The 18,255-nt window shown below is 64.7% G+C and carries 19 protein-coding genes; 11 read left to right on the top strand and 8 right to left on the bottom strand.

All coding sequences use genetic code 11. The features are described 5' to 3' along the window. Positions 1-948 carry a lipoyl synthase gene (gene lipA / locus VSX79_RS08730; protein ID WP_179497391.1) on the top strand — a complete coding sequence of 316 codons (948 nt, stop codon included), beginning with the start codon at positions 1-3 and terminating at the stop codon, positions 946-948. Then, positions 949-1,428, top strand: a complete 480-nt coding sequence (locus VSX79_RS08725; RefSeq protein WP_179496223.1) for a type II toxin-antitoxin system RatA family toxin — start codon at positions 949-951, stop codon at positions 1,426-1,428. Here the strand turns inward: VSX79_RS08725 and VSX79_RS08720 are convergent. Then, positions 1,371-1,928: a CinA family protein gene (locus VSX79_RS08720; protein ID WP_179496225.1), complete on the bottom strand. Its 558-nt coding sequence runs from the start codon at positions 1,926-1,928 to the stop codon at positions 1,371-1,373. The genes VSX79_RS08725 and VSX79_RS08720 overlap by 58 nt on opposite strands. A 3-nt stretch (positions 1,929-1,931) precedes the next feature. Continuing rightward, positions 1,932-3,110 (bottom strand): 2-C-methyl-D-erythritol 2,4-cyclodiphosphate synthase, encoded by a 1,179-nt coding sequence (ispF, locus tag VSX79_RS08715; protein ID WP_326915185.1) that lies wholly within the window; start codon positions 3,108-3,110, stop codon positions 1,932-1,934. A 96-nt stretch (positions 3,111-3,206) separates the two neighbouring features. Here ispF and dusB point away from each other — a divergent pair, with 96 nt between their 5' ends. The 7 genes from dusB (at position 3,207) to hflX (ending at position 12,445) form a co-directional block, all read left to right on the top strand. After that, the gene (gene dusB / locus VSX79_RS08710) at positions 3,207-4,205 is read left to right on the top strand and encodes a tRNA dihydrouridine synthase DusB (RefSeq protein ID WP_179496229.1); all 999 of its coding nucleotides are present in this window, start codon (positions 3,207-3,209) and stop codon (positions 4,203-4,205) included. After that, positions 4,202-5,293: a two-component system sensor histidine kinase NtrB gene (locus VSX79_RS08705; protein ID WP_179496231.1), complete on the top strand. Its 1,092-nt coding sequence runs from the start codon at positions 4,202-4,204 to the stop codon at positions 5,291-5,293. The genes dusB and VSX79_RS08705 overlap by 4 nt, the downstream gene beginning before the upstream one ends. Continuing rightward, complete coding sequence (locus tag VSX79_RS08700) at positions 5,290-6,708, top strand: sigma-54-dependent transcriptional regulator (protein ID WP_179496233.1); 1,419 nt, start codon at positions 5,290-5,292, stop codon at positions 6,706-6,708. The genes VSX79_RS08705 and VSX79_RS08700 overlap by 4 nt, the downstream gene beginning before the upstream one ends. 123 nt (positions 6,709-6,831) lie before the next feature. Then, the gene (locus VSX79_RS08695; protein ID WP_257018125.1) at positions 6,832-9,093 is read left to right on the top strand and encodes a sensor histidine kinase; all 2,262 of its coding nucleotides are present in this window, start codon (positions 6,832-6,834) and stop codon (positions 9,091-9,093) included. Next, positions 9,083-10,462 (top strand): nitrogen assimilation response regulator NtrX, encoded by a 1,380-nt coding sequence (gene ntrX, locus VSX79_RS08690; protein ID WP_179496237.1) that lies wholly within the window; start codon positions 9,083-9,085, stop codon positions 10,460-10,462. Before VSX79_RS08695 ends, ntrX begins: the two co-directional genes overlap by 11 nt. Positions 10,463-10,580: 118 nt before the next feature. Beyond that, positions 10,581-11,084: an RNA chaperone Hfq gene (gene hfq / locus VSX79_RS08685; protein WP_326915184.1), complete on the top strand. Its 504-nt coding sequence runs from the start codon at positions 10,581-10,583 to the stop codon at positions 11,082-11,084. Then, complete coding sequence (hflX, locus tag VSX79_RS08680; protein ID WP_456154546.1) at positions 11,081-12,445, top strand: GTPase HflX; 1,365 nt, start codon at positions 11,081-11,083, stop codon at positions 12,443-12,445. The genes hfq and hflX overlap by 4 nt, the downstream gene beginning before the upstream one ends. On the opposite strand, the gene mazG is transcribed toward hflX, so the two are convergent. From mazG to VSX79_RS08665, 3 genes are all read right to left on the bottom strand, one after another. Further along, positions 12,423-13,196 carry a nucleoside triphosphate pyrophosphohydrolase gene (mazG, locus tag VSX79_RS08675; protein WP_179496239.1) on the bottom strand — a complete coding sequence of 258 codons (774 nt, stop codon included), beginning with the start codon at positions 13,194-13,196 and terminating at the stop codon, positions 12,423-12,425. The two genes, hflX and mazG, sit on opposite strands and share 23 nt — an antisense overlap. Positions 13,197-13,377: 181 nt before the next feature. Further along, a complete protein-coding gene (locus VSX79_RS08670) occupies positions 13,378-14,091 on the bottom strand; it encodes an anti-sigma factor (protein WP_326915183.1) in 714 nt (237 codons plus the stop codon). Then, positions 14,088-14,576, bottom strand: a complete 489-nt coding sequence (locus tag VSX79_RS08665) for an RNA polymerase sigma factor (protein WP_326915239.1) — start codon at positions 14,574-14,576, stop codon at positions 14,088-14,090. The genes VSX79_RS08670 and VSX79_RS08665 overlap by 4 nt, the downstream gene beginning before the upstream one ends. A 123-nt stretch (positions 14,577-14,699) precedes the next feature. Between VSX79_RS08665 and VSX79_RS08660 the strand changes: the two genes are divergently transcribed. Both VSX79_RS08660 and VSX79_RS08655 read left to right on the top strand, forming a co-directional pair. Further along, positions 14,700-15,968: a S8 family serine peptidase gene (locus tag VSX79_RS08660; protein ID WP_326915182.1), complete on the top strand. Its 1,269-nt coding sequence runs from the start codon at positions 14,700-14,702 to the stop codon at positions 15,966-15,968. 92 nt (positions 15,969-16,060) lie between these two features. Further along, positions 16,061-16,897 (top strand): hypothetical protein, encoded by an 837-nt coding sequence (locus tag VSX79_RS08655; protein ID WP_326915181.1) that lies wholly within the window; start codon positions 16,061-16,063, stop codon positions 16,895-16,897. A gap of 79 nt (positions 16,898-16,976) precedes the next feature. On the opposite strand, the gene VSX79_RS08650 is transcribed toward VSX79_RS08655, so the two are convergent. The 3 genes from VSX79_RS08650 to VSX79_RS08640 are packed head-to-tail and all read right to left on the bottom strand — an operon-like array spanning position 16,977 to position 18,249. Beyond that, entirely contained in the window at positions 16,977-17,372 is a 396-nt protein-coding gene (locus tag VSX79_RS08650) for a YciI family protein (RefSeq protein WP_326915180.1), read from the bottom strand. After that, positions 17,312-17,488, bottom strand: coding sequence for a hypothetical protein (locus VSX79_RS08645; RefSeq protein ID WP_326915179.1), 177 nt, complete (start codon positions 17,486-17,488; stop codon positions 17,312-17,314). The genes VSX79_RS08650 and VSX79_RS08645 overlap by 61 nt, the downstream gene beginning before the upstream one ends. Next, positions 17,485-18,249, bottom strand: coding sequence for an MBL fold metallo-hydrolase (locus VSX79_RS08640; protein WP_179497400.1), 765 nt, complete (start codon positions 18,247-18,249; stop codon positions 17,485-17,487). The genes VSX79_RS08645 and VSX79_RS08640 overlap by 4 nt, the downstream gene beginning before the upstream one ends. Positions 18,250-18,255 lie beyond the last annotated feature (6 nt).

Here is an 18,255-nt window from a genome sequence, read left to right as displayed (position 1 = left end):
ATGAACGCTCCCGCCCAGCCTCAACCGGCCTCCGCCGTCACCCCCAGCCAGCGCCAGCGCAAGCCCGACTGGATCCGCGTCAAGGCGCCGACCAGCCCCGGCTATGCCGAAACGCGCAAGCTGATGCGCGAGCTGAACCTGCACACGGTTTGCGAAGAGGCGGCGTGTCCGAACATCGGCGAATGCTGGACCAAGAAGCATGCGACGGTGATGATCCTCGGCGATACCTGCACCCGCGCCTGCGCCTTTTGCAACGTCAAGACCGGGATGCCGCGCCCCGTCGACCTGCTCGAGCCCGAACATACGGCGATCGCCGCGGCGAAGATGGGGCTCAGCCACATCGTCATCACCTCGGTCGACCGTGACGATTTGCCCGATGGCGGCGCGAGCCAGTTCGTCAAGGTGATCAACGCGCTGCGCCGCGAAACGCCGCAGACGACGATCGAAATCCTGACCCCCGACTTTCGCAACAAGCCCGAAAGCGCCGTCGCGGCGATCGTCGATGCGCGCCCCGACGTCTATAACCATAATCTCGAAACCGTGCCGCGGCTCTATCCGACGATCCGCCCCGGCGCGCGCTATTATGCCTCGCTGCGCCTGCTCGAAAGCGTCAAGCGTCGCGATCCGTCGATCTTCACCAAGTCGGGCATCATGCTCGGCCTTGGCGAGGAGCGGATGGAGGTCCATCAGGTGATGGACGACATGCGCAGCGCCGACATCGATTTCATGACGATGGGCCAATATCTCCAGCCGACGCCGAAACATGCCAAGGTCGCGGAATTCGTGACGCCGCAGGCGTTCGACGCCTATGCGCAGATCGCGCGCGCGAAGGGCTTCCTGCAGGTCGCGTCATCGCCGCTCACGCGTTCCAGCTATCACGCCGGCGACGATTTCGAACGGATGCGCGCCGCGCGCGAGGCGCAACTGGCGCGCGTGAAGGCGGACTGATTGCCCCGGCACCACGAAACGCGCGAGCTGCCGTACAGCGACGAGCAGATGTTCGCGCTCGTCACCGACATCGCGCGCTATCCCGAGTTCCTGCCTTGGGTCGTCGCGCTCCGCGTCCGCGACGACAGCGAGCATGAAACCGTCGCCGACATGATCGTCGGTTTCAAGGGCCTGCGCGAGAGCTTTTCGTGCCGCGTGCACAAGCAGCGCCCGCACGAGGTCATCGTCAGCTACATCGACGGGCCGATGAAGCATCTCAGCAACGAATGGCACTTCCGACCCGCCGAGGGCGGCGGTTGCCGCGTCGATTTCATGGTCGACTTCTCGTTCCGCAGCCGCATGTTCGAGGCACTTGCCGGCCAGATGTTCGACAAAGCGCTTCGCAAGATGATCGCCGCGTTCGAGGCGCGCGCGGACGCGCTTTACGGCGCGGGGAGGGCGACATCCTCCGACGGGCGCAGCCCGTCCTTTTCGGGCTGAAGCAGGCTGAGCGCAAACAGTGTCGCGTGATGACGGATCGTCGCGCGATCGGTCGATTCGAACTGGATGCGCTGGGTGAAATAATCGTCGGGATCCTGCCCGCGCAGCGCGCGCGCGAAAACGACAAGGCCGACGGGCTTCTTTTCGGATCCGCCGCCCGGGCCCGCGATCCCGGTGATCGCGACCGCGACATCGGCATCGCTGTTCGCCAGCACGCCCGCCGCCATCGCCCAGGCCGTGGCGAGCGACACTTCGCCGAAGGTTTCGAGGATTTCGCTGCTGACGTCGAGCTGCGACTGCTTCGCATGCCCCGAATAGGTGATGAAGCCGGCGGAGAAGACGTCCGAACTGCCCGCGATGTCGGTCAGCGCGGCGCTGACCATCCCGCCGGTGCAGCTTTCGGCAACGGCAACTTTGCGTCCTGCAGCGCGATTGCTGGCAAGGACGTCCGCGGCAAGTTCGTCGCGCGCCGAAAGGCGCGCTTCTTCGACAGACTGCAAGGTTCAATTCTCCGGAAGTTGTACGGTCGCGACGGCCTGGGCCGATATCCCCTCGCGGCGGCCAGTAAAGCCCAGCCGCTCTGTCGTTGTCGCCTTCACACTAACCCGTCCGACCGGAATCGCAAGGATTTCGGCAATCCGCTCGCGAATTGCGACGCGGTGCGGGCCGATTCGGGGCTCTTCGGCGATGATAGTCAGGTCGAGGTGCCCGATCCGTCCGCCGTTCGCCGCGACGCGATTGCCAGCAAAGGCGAGAAAGCGGTGCGATGCGGCGCCGCGCCATTGCGGATCGCCGGGCGGGAAATGGTCGCCGATGTCGCCGTCGCCCAGCGCGCCGAGGATCGCGTCGGTCAGCGCATGGAGCGCGACGTCGGCATCGCTATGGCCTTCAAGGCCATGACTATGCTCGATTTCTATGCCGCCGATCCACAGCGGTTTTCCCTCCACCAGACGGTGGACATCATATCCCATGCCGACGGCCGTTCGCATCATCGTGCCTGTCCCCAATAGCCCCGCGAGCATGGCCATATCTTCGGCATATGTCAGTTTGTGGAGGCGCGCGTCGCCGGCGACGGTTGCAACGGCGACGCCGGTCTGCCGCACGAGCTGGGCATCGTCGGTCGCGCTCGCCCCCGACGCCCCGGCATGCGCGCGGCGCAGGGCGCCGAGCCGGAACGCTTGCGGGGTCTGCACGCGCGCCAGCCTGTCGCGCGCGGCGACGTCGCCCGCGACGCCGCCGGCCTGCTCGACCAGCGTATCGGGAACGGGCAGCGTCGGAATGGCCGCGTCGGCATTGCCAAGCGCGTCGAGCAGCCGGTCGATCACCTCGGGGCCGACCCCCGGGCGCGCGGCGTCATGGACGAGCACGATCGCGCCATCCTCCCAATCAGCGAGCATCGCGAGCGCATTCGCGACCGACTGTTGCCGTTCGGGTCCGGGCTCGGCGGAAATCCAGCCATCGGGAAGGGGTGCGGCTGCGGCCATGACGTCGCCGTCGCCGACCAGAACGCCGCGTGAAATGCGGGGATACGCCGCGAAGGCGTCGAGGCTCCAGGCGAGCACGGTCCTGCCGCCGAGCAACTCCAGCTGCTTCGGCCGTGCGAATCCCGCACGCGCGCCTCGCCCGCCGGCCAGCAATATGACCGCCACGCGCGGCGAAAGGGGGAGGGCGGACTCGTTCATCGTGCGCGCCGGTTAGCGCAGCCGCAGCTTGCGGGGAAGCGGCTTAGCGTGTAGGGGCGCTGCTTAAATTTTAGGCAATTCGAAAGCTCCCCGCTTATGGCGCCGCTCCGGCCCATTCAGATCGGCAACATCACCATCGCGGATCCCGTGATCCTCGCGCCGATGACCGGCGTCACCGACCTGCCGTTCCGCAAGCTCGTGCGATATTATGGCTCGGGGCTCAACGTCACCGAGATGATCGCGAGCCAGGCCGCGATCCGCGAAACGCGCCAATCGATCCAGAAAGCGGCGTGGGACCCTGTCGAAGAGCCGGTGTCGATGCAGCTCGTCGGCTGCACCCCCTATGAAATGGGCGAGGCGGCCAAGCTCAACGAGGACCGCGGCGCGTCGATCATCGACATCAACATGGGCTGCCCGGTGCGCAAGGTGACCAATGGCGACGCCGGATCGGCGCTGATGCGCGACCTGAAGCTCGCCGCGGCGCTGATCAAGTCCTGTGTCGAGGCGGTCTCGGTGCCGGTAACGGTCAAGATGCGCATGGGCTGGTGCCACGACAGCCTGAACGCCCCCGAACTGGCGCATATCGCCGAGGATCTGGGGGCGAAGCTCGTCACCGTCCATGGCCGCACGCGCAACCAGATGTATCGCGGCGAGGCCGACTGGGGCTTTGTGCGCAAGGTGAAGGATGCGGTGTCGGTCCCGGTCATCGTCAACGGCGACATCTGCTCGGCCGCCGACGCCCGGAACGCGCTGGCGCAGAGCGGGGCCGATGGCGTGATGATCGGCCGCGGCGCCTATGGCCGCCCGTGGCTGCTCGGCCAGGTCATGGCGGCGCTGCGCGGCGAAGCCGAACGGCCAGAACCCGGTATCGACGAACAATATGACGTCATTACATCGCATTACCGCGCGATGATCGACCATTATGGCGAAATGACCGGGGTCAATATGGCGCGCAAGCATCTTGGCTGGTACGTCAAGGGCCTGCACGGCTCGGCCGAGTTCCGCAACAAGGTCAACCAGATCCCCGACAGCAAAGGCGTGCTCGATGCGCTCGAGCAGTTCTATACGCCTTTCCTGAGCAGGGCCGCCGCGTGACCACGCTCACGTCGAGCATCCCGAACTTCGACCATGACGAACTGATCCAGTCGCATCCGGTTCCGACATTGCTGATCGACCGGGGCGGGGTCGTCCTGTTCGTCAACGCCGCCGCCGAACAACTGTGCAACATCAGTCGTTCGGCGATGGTCGGGCGGGTGGTGTATGACGTGATCCGGATGGACCGCAGTTATCGCCAGCGGATGAGCGACGCCGCGACCTCGGCGCTTTTCGCGCATCGCGCCGAAATATCGGTGGGGGGACGCAAGTCGGTCTTCGTCGACATGCAGATGGTTCCCTATGGCCACAGCGGCCATCGCATCCTCGCGCTCGTTCCGGCGCAAAGCGAGGCCGAACTGATGGGCGGCGCGATCGGCCGCTCGGGGCGCGCGGCGGGCGCCGCCGCGTCGATGCTGGCGCACGAAATCAAGAATCCGCTCGCCGGCATCAAGGGTGCGGCGCAATTGCTGGCGCGCAAGACCGATACGGCGGGCGAGCGCTTCACGACACTGATCTGTTCCGAGGTCGATCGGATCGCGACGCTGATCGACCAGATGGAGCATTTTTCGCGCGGCCAGCCGATCGCGTGCAGCCCGATCAACCTGTACCAGCCGATCCACCAAGCGATGGAAACCGCGCGCGCGCGCCAGTTCCCGGGGGTGCGCTTCGCGGAGGATTTCGACCCTTCGCTGCCGCTCGTCCACGGCAATCATGACGCCATGGTGCAGATATTGCTCAACCTGCTGACCAACGGCTGCGAGGCGTTGGGCGGGCGCGACGACGGCGTCGTCCGCCTGACGACCGCCTACCGGCACGGTCTGTCGATCGACAATGGCGACGGGCGCGGGCGCATCGCGCTGCCGATCGAGGTCAGCGTCAGCGACAACGGTCCCGGCGTCCCCGCCGACATCCGCGGCGACCTGTTCGATCCCTTCGTCACGACGAAGCGCGAGGGGCGGGGGCTCGGCCTTGCACTCGTCGCCAAGCTCGCGCGCGACATGGGCGGCACGGTCCAGCATATCCGTGACGGCGACTGGACGCGTTTTCGCGTACATCTCCCCGTCGCGCCAAAGGGACGCAAGGCATGAATCCGGGCAAGACGATCCTGCTTGTCGAGGATGATCCGGCGATCGCGATGATCATCCGCGAAACGCTCGTCGGCGAATGCGGCCATTTCGCGTCGGTCGGCAGCCTGGCCGAACGCAACGCCTGGCTGGCCGATCATCGCCCCGACCTGGTCATCACCGACGTCGTATTGCCCGACGGCGACGGCATCGATTCGCTGTCGCACACGGGCATCGACCCCACGACGCCCGTGATCGTGCTGTCGGCGCAGAATACGCTCGACACCGCCGTCCGCGCGACGGGGATCGGCAGCTACGATTATCTGCCCAAGCCTTTCGATCTCGACGAACTCACCGCCAGCGTCCGGGCCGCGCTTGAAAAGCGCAGCGAACCGGCGACGCGCGACGCCGCGGCGCCGGCCGACAGCCACGGACTGGTCGGCCGCGCGCCGGCGATGCAGGCGGTCTACCGTACCATCGCCCGCCTCGCGTCGAACGATCTGGCGGTGTTGATTCTCGGCGAATCGGGCACCGGCAAGGAAGTCGTTGCGCGCGCGATTCACGCGACCGGACTGCGCCGGAACGGACCGTTCGTCGCGATCAACATGGCCGCGATCCCGCGCGAATTGATCGAGGCGGAGCTGTTCGGGCACGAAAAGGGCGCGTTCACCGGCGCCCACAGCCGCAATGCAGGACGTTTCGAGCAGGCGGCGGGTGGCTCGCTTTTCCTCGACGAGATCGGCGACATGCCGCTCGAAGCGCAGACGCGGCTGCTCCGGGTGCTCCAGAGCAATGAATATTCGACCGTGGGCGGTAATCAGGCGCTGCGCGCCGACGTCCGCGTCATCGCCGCGACGCACCGCGACATGCGAACGCTTGTCGCCGATGGCCGGTTTCGGGAGGATCTTTTCTACCGGCTCAACGTCATTCCCGTCACGCTGCCGCCACTACGCGACCGCCGCAGCGATATTGCCGCCCTTGTCGGTCATTTTGTCGAGGCGGGGCGCAGCTCGGGGCTTCCCGACCGTCAGTTCGCCCCGGAGGCGATGCAATGGCTCGAACGCTACGACTGGCCGGGCAACGTCCGCGAACTCGGCAATGTCGTCCAGCGGCTCGCCGTATTGTCGCGCGACACCGTGGTGACGGTGCGCGACGTCGAGACGGTGCTCCAGGAAAATGGCGAGGGGGGCGGGGCCGTCGAACCCGCCGTGCTGATCGCGCGCGCCGTCGATGACTGGGCACGCGAGCAGATGGCGGCCGCAATGGGCGACGGCGACCTTCACGAGCAGCTCGAAGCGATCGTCGAGGCGGCGCTTTTCCGGCGGGTCTTGCGCGATGTACGCGGCAATCAGCTCGAGGCGGCGCGGCGACTCGGGATTAACCGCAACACGCTGCGCAAGCGGCTGGGGCAGCTCGACATCGATCCGGCGCATCCCTGAAACCGGGCAATAATCCCGAAATCGGCGCTATTGGGCGATATTCGCGCCGATTGTGTGTTTTCTATGCAACAGGATTGTCGTAACGCGGCAACAATGGCGCATTCGGCATCCTTGGCATTCGACATGGATTCGGACGACGAGGAAGTGCGTTCGGGCTTCTGGCGCTTTGGGGCGCCCGAATATTATACGCTGGGCGTCATCGTCAGCGTGGCGATCGCGACATATATATTCGTCACGGGCGACGCGCAGAGCGAACGATTGCTGACCCCGGCGCTGGTGGCGGCGATCATGGTCGTCAACCTCGTCCCGGCGATGGCGCTGATCGTGCTGATCGGCAGCCGCGTCGCGCGCGCGCGCGCTGTGCGTTCGATGGCGGGCGGGAATGGCCGCCTCCATGTCCGGCTGGTGGCCTTATTCTCTTTGATTGCGGCCGCGCCGACGCTGCTCGTCGTGATCTTTGCATCGCTATTGTTCCAGTTCGGCGTCGACTTCTGGTTCTCCGACCGGTCGCGGGGCATGTTCGAAAATGCCGCCAGCCTTGCCGAGGGCTATTATCAGGAAAATCAGCGCCAGGTTGGCGCGAACACCTTTGCGATGGCGACCGACCTCGGCACGCGTTTGAAGCAATATCCGATCGATGCGCCGGGATTTAACGATTATTATTTCCAGCAGGTGGTCGTTCGCAGCCTGAACGAATCCGCGATCATCGAGATAGGGCGCGACGGCGTCGCGCGGACCGCGACGGCGATCGACCCCGATGAGCGGCCTGCGGCAAGCCGGCTCAGTGCTGCGATGATCGCACGTCTCGACGCGGGCGAGGATGTCGTCGTCGTGCGCAGGTCCGATCGTATCGAAGCCGCTGCGCGCTTGCCGGGAACCGATCGTGCCTTCGTCTATGCGTCGCGCGACACCAATGTGCCGGGATTTCAGCAATCGGCGCGCGCCAGTGCGGTTTTGGCGGACTACAACAGCCTGTTCGATCGGTCGCAAATGCTCCAGTTGCAATTTAACGGCGCGCTCTATCTGGGCTCGTTGCTGTTGCTGGCGCTCGCGGTGATCGCCGCGATCGTCGTCGCCGACCGCATCGTGCGCCCGCTCGGGACGCTGATCGGTGCAACGCGAACGGCGGCGGGCGGCGACCTGTCGGTGCGCGTGACGCCGCCGGCGCGCGACGATGAAATCGCGGTGCTCACCCGCGCGTTCAACCGCATGACCGAGCAGCTGGAAGGGCAAACGGGAGCACTCGTCAGCGTCAACGAGCAATTGGAGACGCGGCGAAGCTTCATCGAGGCGGTGTTGAGCGGGGTGTCTTCCGCGGTGGTATCGGTCGATGCGGATCGCCGCATTCTGCTCGCCAACGCCGCCGCGGAGCGGTTGATCGGCCCGTCCGCCGACGACCTTACCGGTCTTTTGCTCGACGACGTCGCGCCCGAACTGGCGCGTCTGTTGACGAGCCACGAGCGCGAGGGGATCGTGCAACTGTCGCGCAAGGATGCCGAGCCGGCGACGCTTGCCGCCAAGGCGGTGGTGCAGGGCGACGGATTCGTCCTCAGTTTCGAGGACATCACCCAGCAGTTGCTCGACCAGCGCCGCGCGGCCTGGTCCGACGTCGCCCGGCGCATCGCGCACGAGATCAAGAATCCGCTTACCCCTATCCAACTGGCAGCCGAGCGGCTCCAGCGTCGTTTCGGCGAGAAGATCGACGGCGATGCGGCAACCTTCCGAAAGCTCACCGACACCGTGATTCGGCAGGTTCATGACATGCGGCGGATGGTCGACGAATTTTCGAGCTTCGCGCGGATGCCCAAGCCGACCTTCGGGGTCGAGGACGTGCGCGACATCCTGCGCCAGGCGGTATTCCTTTTCGAGGTAGCGAAACCCGACATTGCCTTTTCGGTCAAGACGCCGGCCGAGATCGAGCCCCTCGTCTGCGATCGCCGTTCCTTGTCGCAAGCCTTGACGAACATTGTCAAAAACGCCGTTGAAGCAATTGAAGAAAAATTCAAAAATTCCGACGAAGTCGCAACGGGGCATGTCGGCGCAACGCTGGATGTCGGTGCGGCGGGCGAGATCGTCATTCGCGTCACCGACGACGGCATCGGGCTGCCCGAAGCACGCGACGCGATCGCCGAACCCTATATGACGACACGTCAGGGCGGAACGGGGCTGGGCCTCGCGATCGTCAAGAAGATCGTCGAGCAACATTATGGCGAATTGGAGTTTTCGGACAATCCGGCGGGGCAAGGAACATGCGTGACCCTGACGCTCCATCCCGATCGGCTCCGGCCCCTGGCCGGGAAGGGCGGGGAGCAGAATATGGGGCAGAGTGAAACGGTTCCGGGGCGCATCCGCAACCGGCAGGACAGAGAAGATCATGGCGCTTGATATTCTGATCGTCGATGACGAACGCGACATTTGCGACCTCGTCGCCGGCGTCATGGAAGACGAAGGTTATGAGGCGCGCACCGCGTCGGACAGTGATTCTGCGCTCGAGGCGATCCGTCAGCGGCGGCCGTCGCTCGCGCTGATCGACGTCTGGCTCCAGGGCTCGCGTCTCGACGGGCTTGGGCTGGTCGAAGCGATCAAGGCGTTCGACCCGACGCTGCCGATCATCGTCATTTCGGGCCATGGCGGGCTCGACACCGCGGTTGCAGCGATCCGCCGCGGCGCGTTCGACTTCATCGAAAAGCCGTTCGAGGCCTCGCGCCTGCTTCACCTCGTCGAGCGCGCGACCGAAAGCGAACGACTGAAGTTCGAATATGAACAGCTGCGCGAAAAGGCCGGGCCGTCGGACGAGCTCACCGGCACCAGTGCCGCGATCAACAATGTCCGCGCCACGCTGAAGCGCGTTGCGGGAACAGGCAGCCGCGTGCTGATCACCGGCGCGCCCGGCGTCGGCAAGGAAGTCGCCGCACGCGTGCTGCACGGATGGAGCGGCAGGCACAATGCGCCGTTCCGGGTCATTTCGTCGGCGCGCATGGACCCTGAAACGGTCGAAACCGAATTGTTCGGCTCGGAGGCCGAAGATGGATCGATCCGCGTCGGCCTGCTCGAACAGGCGCATGGTGGCACGCTGTTCCTCGACGAGGTCGCCGACATGCCGCTGACCACGCAGGGCAAGATCCTGCGCGTCCTGACCGATCAGAGCTTCGCCCGTGTCGGGGGCCGCACGATGATCCGCGTCGATGTCCGCATCATTTCGGGGTCGGCGCGCGACCTGATGACCGAAATCGCCGAAAACCGGTTTCGCGAGGATCTATATTATCGGCTCAACGTCGTGCCCGTGCATATCCCGCCGCTGCGCGAGCGGCGCGACGATATTGCCAGCCTCTGCGACCATTATATCCGCCGCTACGCCGCCGACCGCCGCGTTCCGCCGCCGGAGATCAGTTCGGAGGCGATGGCGGCGCTCCAGGCGCATGAATGGCCGGGTAATGTCCGCGAACTGCGCAACGTCATCGAACGCGTAATGATCCTTGCGCCGAGCGATCGGCTGGCGCGGATCGATGCCGACATGCTGCCCGCCGAACTGGTCCGCGGCGGAACCGATATCTTGCCCAATTCGGAATCGATCACCGCGATCCCGCTGAAGGAGGCGCGCGAAAATTTCGAGCGCGAGTATCTACGCATCCAGATCAACCGCTTTTCGGGCAATATTTCGCGCACCGCGACCTTCATCGGGATGGAGCGGTCGGCGCTGCACCGCAAACTGAAACTTTTGGGCCTTACCGAGAGTTCGGACGGCGAGGGATAGCGGCTTTGCGCTAGACCTTCCGCCTGCTTTGCCGCATATTGCTTTCAAGAAGAAGGTCTTGAAAGCCGGAAAACCGGCACCGTACCCGCGGTTGTACCGCCAAAAACAGGAGGCAAATGTGTCCGATAAAAACCAGAATCTCCAAGATATTTTCCTCAACGCCCTTCGCAAGAGCAAAACCCCGGTGACCATGTTCCTGGTCAAGGGTGTCAAGCTGCAGGGCATCATCACCTGGTTCGACAATTTCTCATTGCTCCTCCGCCGCGACGGGCAGTCGCAGCTGGTGTATAAGCATGCGATCTCGACCGTGATGCCGTCGCATGATTTCGACTTGTCGCTGCTCGGCGACAATCTGCGCGACGCGCCGGCGAGCAAGGGCAAGGCGTTGCAGGACGTTTTCCTGAACGCGGTTCGCCGGTCGGACGAATCGGTCACGATGTTCCTCGTCAACGGCGTGATGCTGCAGGGCGATATCGTCGCGTTCGACCTGTTCTGCATGTTGCTCGAGCGCGAGCGGCAGGTGCAGCTTGTCTACAAGCACGCGATTTCGACCGTTCAGCCGAACGGGCCGATCAACCTGACCGACAATGGCGAGGGTGACGGCGAAGCGGACGACACCTGATCGACCCGATAATCGACAATGAAGACGAGGTAACGCGCGGCGCACCCGCGCTTGTCATCGTGCCCGAATGGCATAGCCAGCGGCTTGCGCGCGACCTTGACGCTCGCGCTGAGGAGGCGAAGGGACTCGCGCTTGCGATCGGGCTCGATGTCGTCGCCGTCCACACGCTGCGCCTGCGGCAGACGCGGGCGGCGACCCTTCTCGGCGTCGGCCAGATCGACGCGATCGCGCCCGACATCGCCGCGAAGGGCGTCCAGCTGGTCGTTGTCGATGCGGCGCTCACGCCGATCCAGCAGCGCAATCTCGAAACGGCGTTCGGTACGAAGGTGATCGACCGCACCGGGTTGATCCTCGAAATCTTCGGTGAGCGCGCTGCGACGGCTGAGGGGCGTTTGCAAGTCGAGCTCGCGCATCTCGATTATCAGGCAGGGCGCCTCGTTCGTAGCTGGACGCATCTCGAGCGTCAGCGCGGCGGCTTCGGATTCCTCGGCGGCCCCGGGGAAACGCAGATCGAAGCCGACCGGCGGATGATCCGCAATCGGATGGCGCGGATTCGCCGCAGCCTTGAGGATGCGCGCCGCACGCGCCAACTGCAACGGTCGAAGCGCCAGCGCGCGCCATGGCCCGTCATTGCGCTCGTCGGCTATACAAACGCCGGAAAATCGACTTTCTTCAACAGGTTGACGGGGAGTGACGTCATGGCGGAAGATATGCTTTTCGCCACGCTCGATCCGACGATGCGCGAAATCCGGTTGCCCGGCATCGACAAGGCGATCCTGTCCGACACCGTGGGTTTCGTGTCCGATCTGCCGACCGAACTCGTCGCCGCCTTCCGTGCGACGCTGGAAGAGGTCACGACCGCAGACCTGATCGTCCATGTGCGCGATATCGTGCATCCCGACAGCGAGGCGCAATATGAGGATGTGCGCGCGATTCTGAATTCGCTCGGCGCCAACGGTCCGCAGGATGGCGGGGAGGGGGATGCTCCGGCGGCGATCCCCCAGATCGAAATATGGAACAAGATCGACACCGCGGACGTCGATCGCCGCGCGACGATCGAAGAAATGGCGGCGCGGCGTCCCGACGTCGCGATCATTTCGGCCGTGACGGGCGAAGGCGTCGAGACCGCGCGCATCCTCATGGCGTCGCAATTGACCGCGCGGCATCAGGTGCAGCGCATCTATCTTGACTATGAGCAGGGCGAGGCAATGGCTTGGCTGCACGCCCGCGGCGAGGTGCTCTCCGATGAGCCGGAGGGCGAGGGGCACGTCCTGACCGTACGGCTCGATCCCGCGGATCGCGCGCGGTTCGAACGGCTATGGCCGGCCCGGAAAGATCCTAACGACGCTCCGACGCCTTGACCGCCAGCCAGTGATCTTCTTGCGCATCAAGCGACAGGTCTGCGATGCTCCCGCCGGCCCGATCTTCCATCGCCGCAAAGCGTCGGGCGAATTTCAGATTGGCGTCGCGTAGCGCGCTTTCCGCATCGACGCCCAGCTTGCGTGCATAGTTTACGACCGCGAACAAAAGGTCGCCGACTTCCTCGTGGCGCTCGGCTTCGTTCGCTGCATTCGCCACCTCGGCCAATTCTTCGGCGATCTTGTCGCGTGGACCGTCGACGTCGGGCCAGTCGAAACCGACGCGCGCGGCGCGGCCTTGCAGCTTTTGGGCGCGGAGCAAGGCGGGTAGCGACAGCGCGACACCTGCCAACGCACCACTTGGCCCTTCGGCGGCGCGTTCATCGGCCTTGATTGCTTCCCATTGCTTGCGGACATCGTCGGTCTCGCCGTTGCCGAAGATGTGCGGATGGCGGCGTTCCATCTTGTCGCTGATCGCATCGGCGACGTCGTCGAAGCCGAAAAGGCCGTCGTCGGTCGCGATCTGGCTATGGAACACGACCTGGAGCAGAAGGTCGCCGAGTTCGTCGCGGATCGCGGCAGGATCGCCGCCGGCGATCGCGTCGGAAACCTCATAGGCTTCCTCGATCGTATAAGGTGCAATCGTCGAGAAGTTTTGCGCGAGATCCCATTCGCAACCGCCGTCCGGATTGCGGAGCTGGCGCATGATTCCGAGCAGACGGTCGATGGGGGATTGGTTTGCCGTGTCAGGCATATGTTTATCCGATAATATATATTATGTTAAATCATAGAATGGTCCCCGCGTTTGGCAGACCGACTTCCACTCACCAAATTGCAGAAACGTCATATTGCGCGTCTAAGATCGCTCTATGCGGCAGTAAAGCCCAGTGGACCTGTTTTGGCGAGTTCCAGTTCCCAAGACTCTCCGACAAATCCTATCGGGGATTTGTCCATCCCGCGTCCCGCGCCGCTCGTTCGCTCTGAGCATCAAGTGGATCGCGTTTCATCATGGCCGCTGCCGCGCCAGCAAGTTCGCCCGATGAGGCTTGCCGGTAATCGCCGCGGGTTTGGCCCGGAAGCGTTCTTTCGATCTGCCATCGACCATCCTCGCGGCAACCGATTCCATTGACCGGACGGCTTTCGAAGCTGCGGCAATAGCGACCGGTATTGTCCTCGAAACTGAGCACGATACGGATCGGGGCATCGTCACGCTGGCTCGACGCGAGCTGTGTATCGAGCGCTGCGGCGAGCGATCCCGCCGCGACCAGAGCGCCGTTGTCGATTGTCACATCGGCGGCCGGCGCCCAAGGGCGCAGTCCGATTGTCAGGCCGAGCACCAGCGAAGCCGCAATGGCGCTCCAATGAACGCCACTGAAGTATGTGAAGCGCGCGCCTCTGACGCTGCGGCGATCGGCCAAGCTCGTATCGACCTTGTCATCAACCGCGATCAGCGACCGGAGTCGTTCGGGAACGGCCTCTTTCGCAATGGGAGCATAATGCCCGGTCAGCCGCGCTTTGAGCGCGCGATGGCGTGCGATCTCCGCCGCGAGTGCTGCATCGTTGGCTGCCTCGCGCTCAATCCGGCGTGCGGTCAGATCGTCGAGTTCGCCGTCGACAAAAGCAGCGACGGTGGCGGGATCAAAGCTCATGCCGCTTCTCCAAGATAGAACATCAGGGCTTCGCGCCCCCGCGCAAGGCGCGAGGTCACGGTACCGACCGGCACATCGAGCATCTCCGCGGCTTCGCGATAGGCATAGCCTTCGACAAGCACGAGCATCACGACTTCGCGCTGTTCGTCGGGAAGCCGGGCCATGGCGCCGTCGACATCGCCACGGAGTGCCCCTGCCTCGACCTCGGAGGCGCCCTCGCCCGCGACCTGTATGATTGCGTCGTCGATCGGCGCATGAACGCCGCGCCGGCCAGCGGCGCGGCGTTCGTCGATCCAGAGATTGCGGGTGATGCGGTACATCCAGCTGTCCAGTCTCGTTCCTTGTTGCCATTGATCGCGCGATTTCAGCGCGCGTTCGATCGCGGCCTGGCACAAATCGTCGGCATCGCTCTGATGGCGCGCCAATCCGCGCGCGAACCGGCGCAGGCGCGGCAATAATTCGACCAGTTCCTCTTCGAAGCGCATATTCGCCTTTTCGCTGTGTCTGAGGAAGAAACGACGCCACTCTATCGTTTCTTCCATGGCATGCTAAATTTTTCGGGCGCGGCTGGTTCGCCGCCTTCGCCCCCGCCGATATGAGGAGTTTCGATGCGCGCCTTGATCGCCCTGCCCATGATGCTCTCGCTTCTCTCCGCCGGGATCGCTGCGCATGCCGATGCCCAGATCGCATTGCCACCGGTCCAGCTTCCCGATGCCGCGCGCACCCTGCCCTCGCTGCCGGACATCAGCAGCGAGCCGCTCGTCGCTGTGCGCAATACGCTCGCGCAGTTGCGAATCGACCGGATCGCCGCGCTGCTCCGCGACAATCGCGACCGCATCGAACCCGACCGCGACGGCCAGCCCGCGGTGCGCGGCATAGTTGTGGCAACGGGTGTCGACGAAGCGATGATCGCGCGCGCGGCCAAGGAAGGGTTCCGGCTGATCGACCGCGAGCTTGTCGAAGGCATCGACCTCGACATAGCTCGCTTTGCGGTTCCTGAAGGGAACAGCCTCGCTCGCGCGCAAAAGAAGCTTTCCAAGCTTCTGCCCGAGGCCGAAGTCGATGCCGATCATATCTATTTCACAAGCGGTCCCGGTGGGACTCTTTCGGCCACGGCATTGGCGATGGCGGCGTCGCCCGGCCAAGCCCGGCTCGGATTGATCGACGGCGGGGTTGCTGCGCATCCGTCGGTCGCCGGTCGTGTCGAGCAGCGCGGCTTCGCGGCTGGTGCGCCTTACGCCAGCCGCCACGGCACTGCCGTGGCCTCGCTGCTCATCGGCAGCGGATCGGTTCGGGGGGCGGCTTCCGGGCAGCGGCTCCTGGCGGCCGACGTCTATGGCACCGATCCGGCGGGTGGGAACGCAAGCGCCATTGCGCGCGCACTGGGTTGGTTGGTACAGCGCGGCGCCGCGGTGACGACGATCAGCCTCGTCGGGCCCGACAACAAGCTGCTGGCGAGCGCCGTATCGCGCGCGCAGCAGCGCGGCATGTTGATCGTCGCCGCGGTCGGCAACGACGGCCCGGCCGCTCCGCCCGCCTATCCCGCTTCCTATAAGGGCGTGTTTGCGGTGACCGGCGTCGATGCAAGGAATCGCGTCTTGCCCGAGGCGGGCCGGACGCAACACATCGACTTCGCTGCGCCGGGCGATGCCGTGCTTGCCGCGACCGACGTCGATACGACCGACCGCCTGCGTGGCACCTCATTCGCCGCGCCGCTCGTCGGCGGACGCCTTGCCCTTCGCTACCCGGCACCGGCGATCGACCGGATCGGGCCGGCGGTATCCGCGCTGGTTTTCGAAGCCCGCGATCTCGGCAAGAAGGGCCGCGATAAGATTTACGGTCACGGGCTCATTTGCGGAGATTGCGGCCGTCGCTGACCGGTTTCGAATAATTTCGGAAGAAATTCGAACCCGCCATCGTTCTTCCTTCAGGCCCTCCCCTCCGGGCCGCAAGACGAAGGAGAAGGATAATGGCACATCGTATTTTCACGCCGGCTCTCGCGCTCGCCGTGTCGAGCATGGCATTTTCGGCCCCCGCTTCGGCGCAGTTGCTCGGCGGTAATGGCGGACTGAGTGGCGGCTTGGGCGGCACGCTCGGCAATCCCACCGGGCCGATCGGCGGGACGCTTGGCACAGCGGGCGATATCACCGGATCGGGCCGCGGCGAAGCCGATGTCGATCGTCGCTCGGGTCGAGTTCAAGGCAAGGGTCGCGCCGATGCGAATGGCAAGGGTTCAGCCAATGGCGACGCGAACCTGCTTGGTCGCGCGGTCGGCGGCAACGCCAGCGGCGCGGGCTCCGCATCGGGTAGCGGCAGCCTCGACGCGCAGGCCGTCGGCACCGATTTCGTCGGCCAGACGGCCCGCGGCGTTGTCGGCACCGCCCGTGACACCGCTTCGACCGCAACCGGCACCGCGCGCGGTGCGGTCGGGACTGTCCGCGATCGGACCAATGGCGCGCTGTCGGACGTCTCAGGCAGCGCCGCCGCCGCCGGTTCGATCGCGGGCAGCTTCCAGGGTAGCCTGGGCCAGCTCGCAGCCGCGGGCAGCGGCGCCGCCACCGGCAACGGCATGTTCGCCATCGCGCCGGGCATGCCCGTCACCGATCCGCGCGGCAAGGTGATCGGTTATGTCCAGGAACTGCGCCAGACCGGCAGCGGGGTCGTCCAGGCCGTGACGGTCGAGGTCGGGGACCGGGTAGCGACCCTTCCCGCCGCCAGCTTCGCCGGCTCGGGCGACGTGCTCGTGACCGGGATGACCAAGGGCCAGCTGAAGAAAGCGGCCGAGCAGCAGCAAACCGGCGAGTAAGGCAAATGGGGCGATCGGCGATGACCCCAATGACGCCGATCGACGACTGGGCGGGCCGCCATGCGGCCCGCCCCTTTTCTCAGCTCGCGGGATCGTACATGAACTCGCGAAGCTCTTGCGAACACCGGCAAGCGACCGCGATTTTCCTCGCCCATTCGGCAGCCTCCCTGCGGGTCGGCAATTCGAGCACCGCGAACCCGCCCTTGATGCGACTGCCTGGATAGATTTGCGTCGATACCAATCCTTCGCTGGAGACCAGCACCGGCTCGACCTGCTCGTCGATTCCGCCGCCGAACACATATACGCCGGCCGCCTTGGCTTCCTCGATCACCGCGTGGGCGGCGGCGGACACTTCGGGCAGTTCTTCGTCGGTGACCATCATGGCCTCACTCGGGAAAGAAATCAGATATTTCGTCATGCCATGATCTGCCACGTCCGGATCACGAGAAATACAAGCCCGAAGATCGCGACCCATGCGAGCGCCATCTTGAGCCAGTCGGCCATGGGTAACCGCCGGGCGAGTAGCGAGCTTAGGACCAATGTGAACGCGCCCGCGAACCACAGCGTCTGAACGACGGTATCACCATTCATAACTGAACCTCCAACCCGTCATAGCCCGGTTCTATCCCTGTGGGCAATTCGGCCGCAAGATCTTCATAATCCATGGTATTATCCATATGCGTGATGATCGCGCGCGGGTTGCCGACCTTCGCCAGCCCCTCCAGCGTCATCTGAAGGTGCGGATGTGTCGGGTGGGGATACCGGCGTAACGCATCAATCACGAACAGGTCGACGCCTTGAAAAAAATCGACCATCTCGTCCGTAAACTTCGAAAAATCAGTGGCATATGCGATCTTGTGCGCACCGTCGCTGAAGATCAGGCCGCTCGCCTTGATCGGCCCGTGCGGCATTTCGATGGCCGACACCTCGATCGGGCCGATCGACTGGTGGTCCTGGAGATCGATCGGATCGACCGATGCCGGATATCCCGCATTGCCGGCAAAGGCGTAGGTGAAACGCCATTTCAATATGTCGAGCACGTGATCGCGCGCATAGACCGGCACCGCCGAGCGGCGCAGGTGCATGACCTGACGCAGATCGTCGAGACCGTGAGTGTGATCGGCATGCTCGTGCGTCCAGATGACGGCGTCGATCTCCCCGACACCCGCGTCGAGCAGCTGCAGGCGCATGTCGGGGCTCGTATCGACGAGAATGCGGAAGCCGCCCAGCGATATCATGATGGATGCACGGCTGCGCAAGTTTCGCGGATTGTCGGGGTCGCACTGTCCCCAGTCGTTGCCGATCCGCGGCACGCCCGAAGAAGTCCCGCAGCCCAGGATCCTGAGCTTCATGGGTGC

The organism is Sphingopyxis chilensis, from assembly GCF_035930445.1.
In the GTDB taxonomy this organism is placed as follows: domain Bacteria; phylum Pseudomonadota; class Alphaproteobacteria; order Sphingomonadales; family Sphingomonadaceae; genus Sphingopyxis; species Sphingopyxis chilensis.
The sequence above is the reverse complement of the archived record's forward strand: the minus strand, read 5'-3'. Positions and strand labels throughout refer to the sequence as shown.

What these genes read in the sequence shown, in the direction of transcription:
- ispF (WP_326915185.1), bottom strand. Translation starts at nt 3,110, where the DNA reads ATGAACGAGTCCGCCCTCCCCCTTTCGCCGCGCGTGGCGGTCATATTG.
- VSX79_RS08670 (WP_326915183.1), bottom strand. Translation starts at nt 14,091, where the DNA reads ATGAGCTTTGATCCCGCCACCGTCGCTGCTTTTGTCGACGGCGAACTC.
- VSX79_RS08650 (WP_326915180.1), bottom strand. Translation starts at nt 17,372, where the DNA reads ATGGGTCGCGATCTTCGGGCTTGTATTTCTCGTGATCCGGACGTGGCA.
- lipA (WP_179497391.1), top strand. Translation starts at nt 1, where the DNA reads ATGAACGCTCCCGCCCAGCCTCAACCGGCCTCCGCCGTCACCCCCAGC.
- VSX79_RS08700 (WP_179496233.1), top strand. Translation starts at nt 5,290, where the DNA reads ATGAATCCGGGCAAGACGATCCTGCTTGTCGAGGATGATCCGGCGATC.
- mazG (WP_179496239.1), bottom strand. Translation starts at nt 13,196, where the DNA reads ATGCCTGACACGGCAAACCAATCCCCCATCGACCGTCTGCTCGGAATC.
- VSX79_RS08665 (WP_326915239.1), bottom strand. Translation starts at nt 14,576, where the DNA reads ATGCGCTTCGAAGAGGAACTGGTCGAATTATTGCCGCGCCTGCGCCGG.
- VSX79_RS08660 (WP_326915182.1), top strand. Translation starts at nt 14,700, where the DNA reads ATGCGCGCCTTGATCGCCCTGCCCATGATGCTCTCGCTTCTCTCCGCC.
- VSX79_RS08655 (WP_326915181.1), top strand. Translation starts at nt 16,061, where the DNA reads ATGGCACATCGTATTTTCACGCCGGCTCTCGCGCTCGCCGTGTCGAGC.
- VSX79_RS08645 (WP_326915179.1), bottom strand. Translation starts at nt 17,488, where the DNA reads ATGAATGGTGATACCGTCGTTCAGACGCTGTGGTTCGCGGGCGCGTTC.
- VSX79_RS08695 (WP_257018125.1), top strand. Translation starts at nt 6,832, where the DNA reads ATGGATTCGGACGACGAGGAAGTGCGTTCGGGCTTCTGGCGCTTTGGG.
- ntrX (WP_179496237.1), top strand. Translation starts at nt 9,083, where the DNA reads ATGGCGCTTGATATTCTGATCGTCGATGACGAACGCGACATTTGCGAC.
- VSX79_RS08640 (WP_179497400.1), bottom strand. Translation starts at nt 18,249, where the DNA reads ATGAAGCTCAGGATCCTGGGCTGCGGGACTTCTTCGGGCGTGCCGCGG.
- dusB (WP_179496229.1), top strand. Translation starts at nt 3,207, where the DNA reads ATGGCGCCGCTCCGGCCCATTCAGATCGGCAACATCACCATCGCGGAT.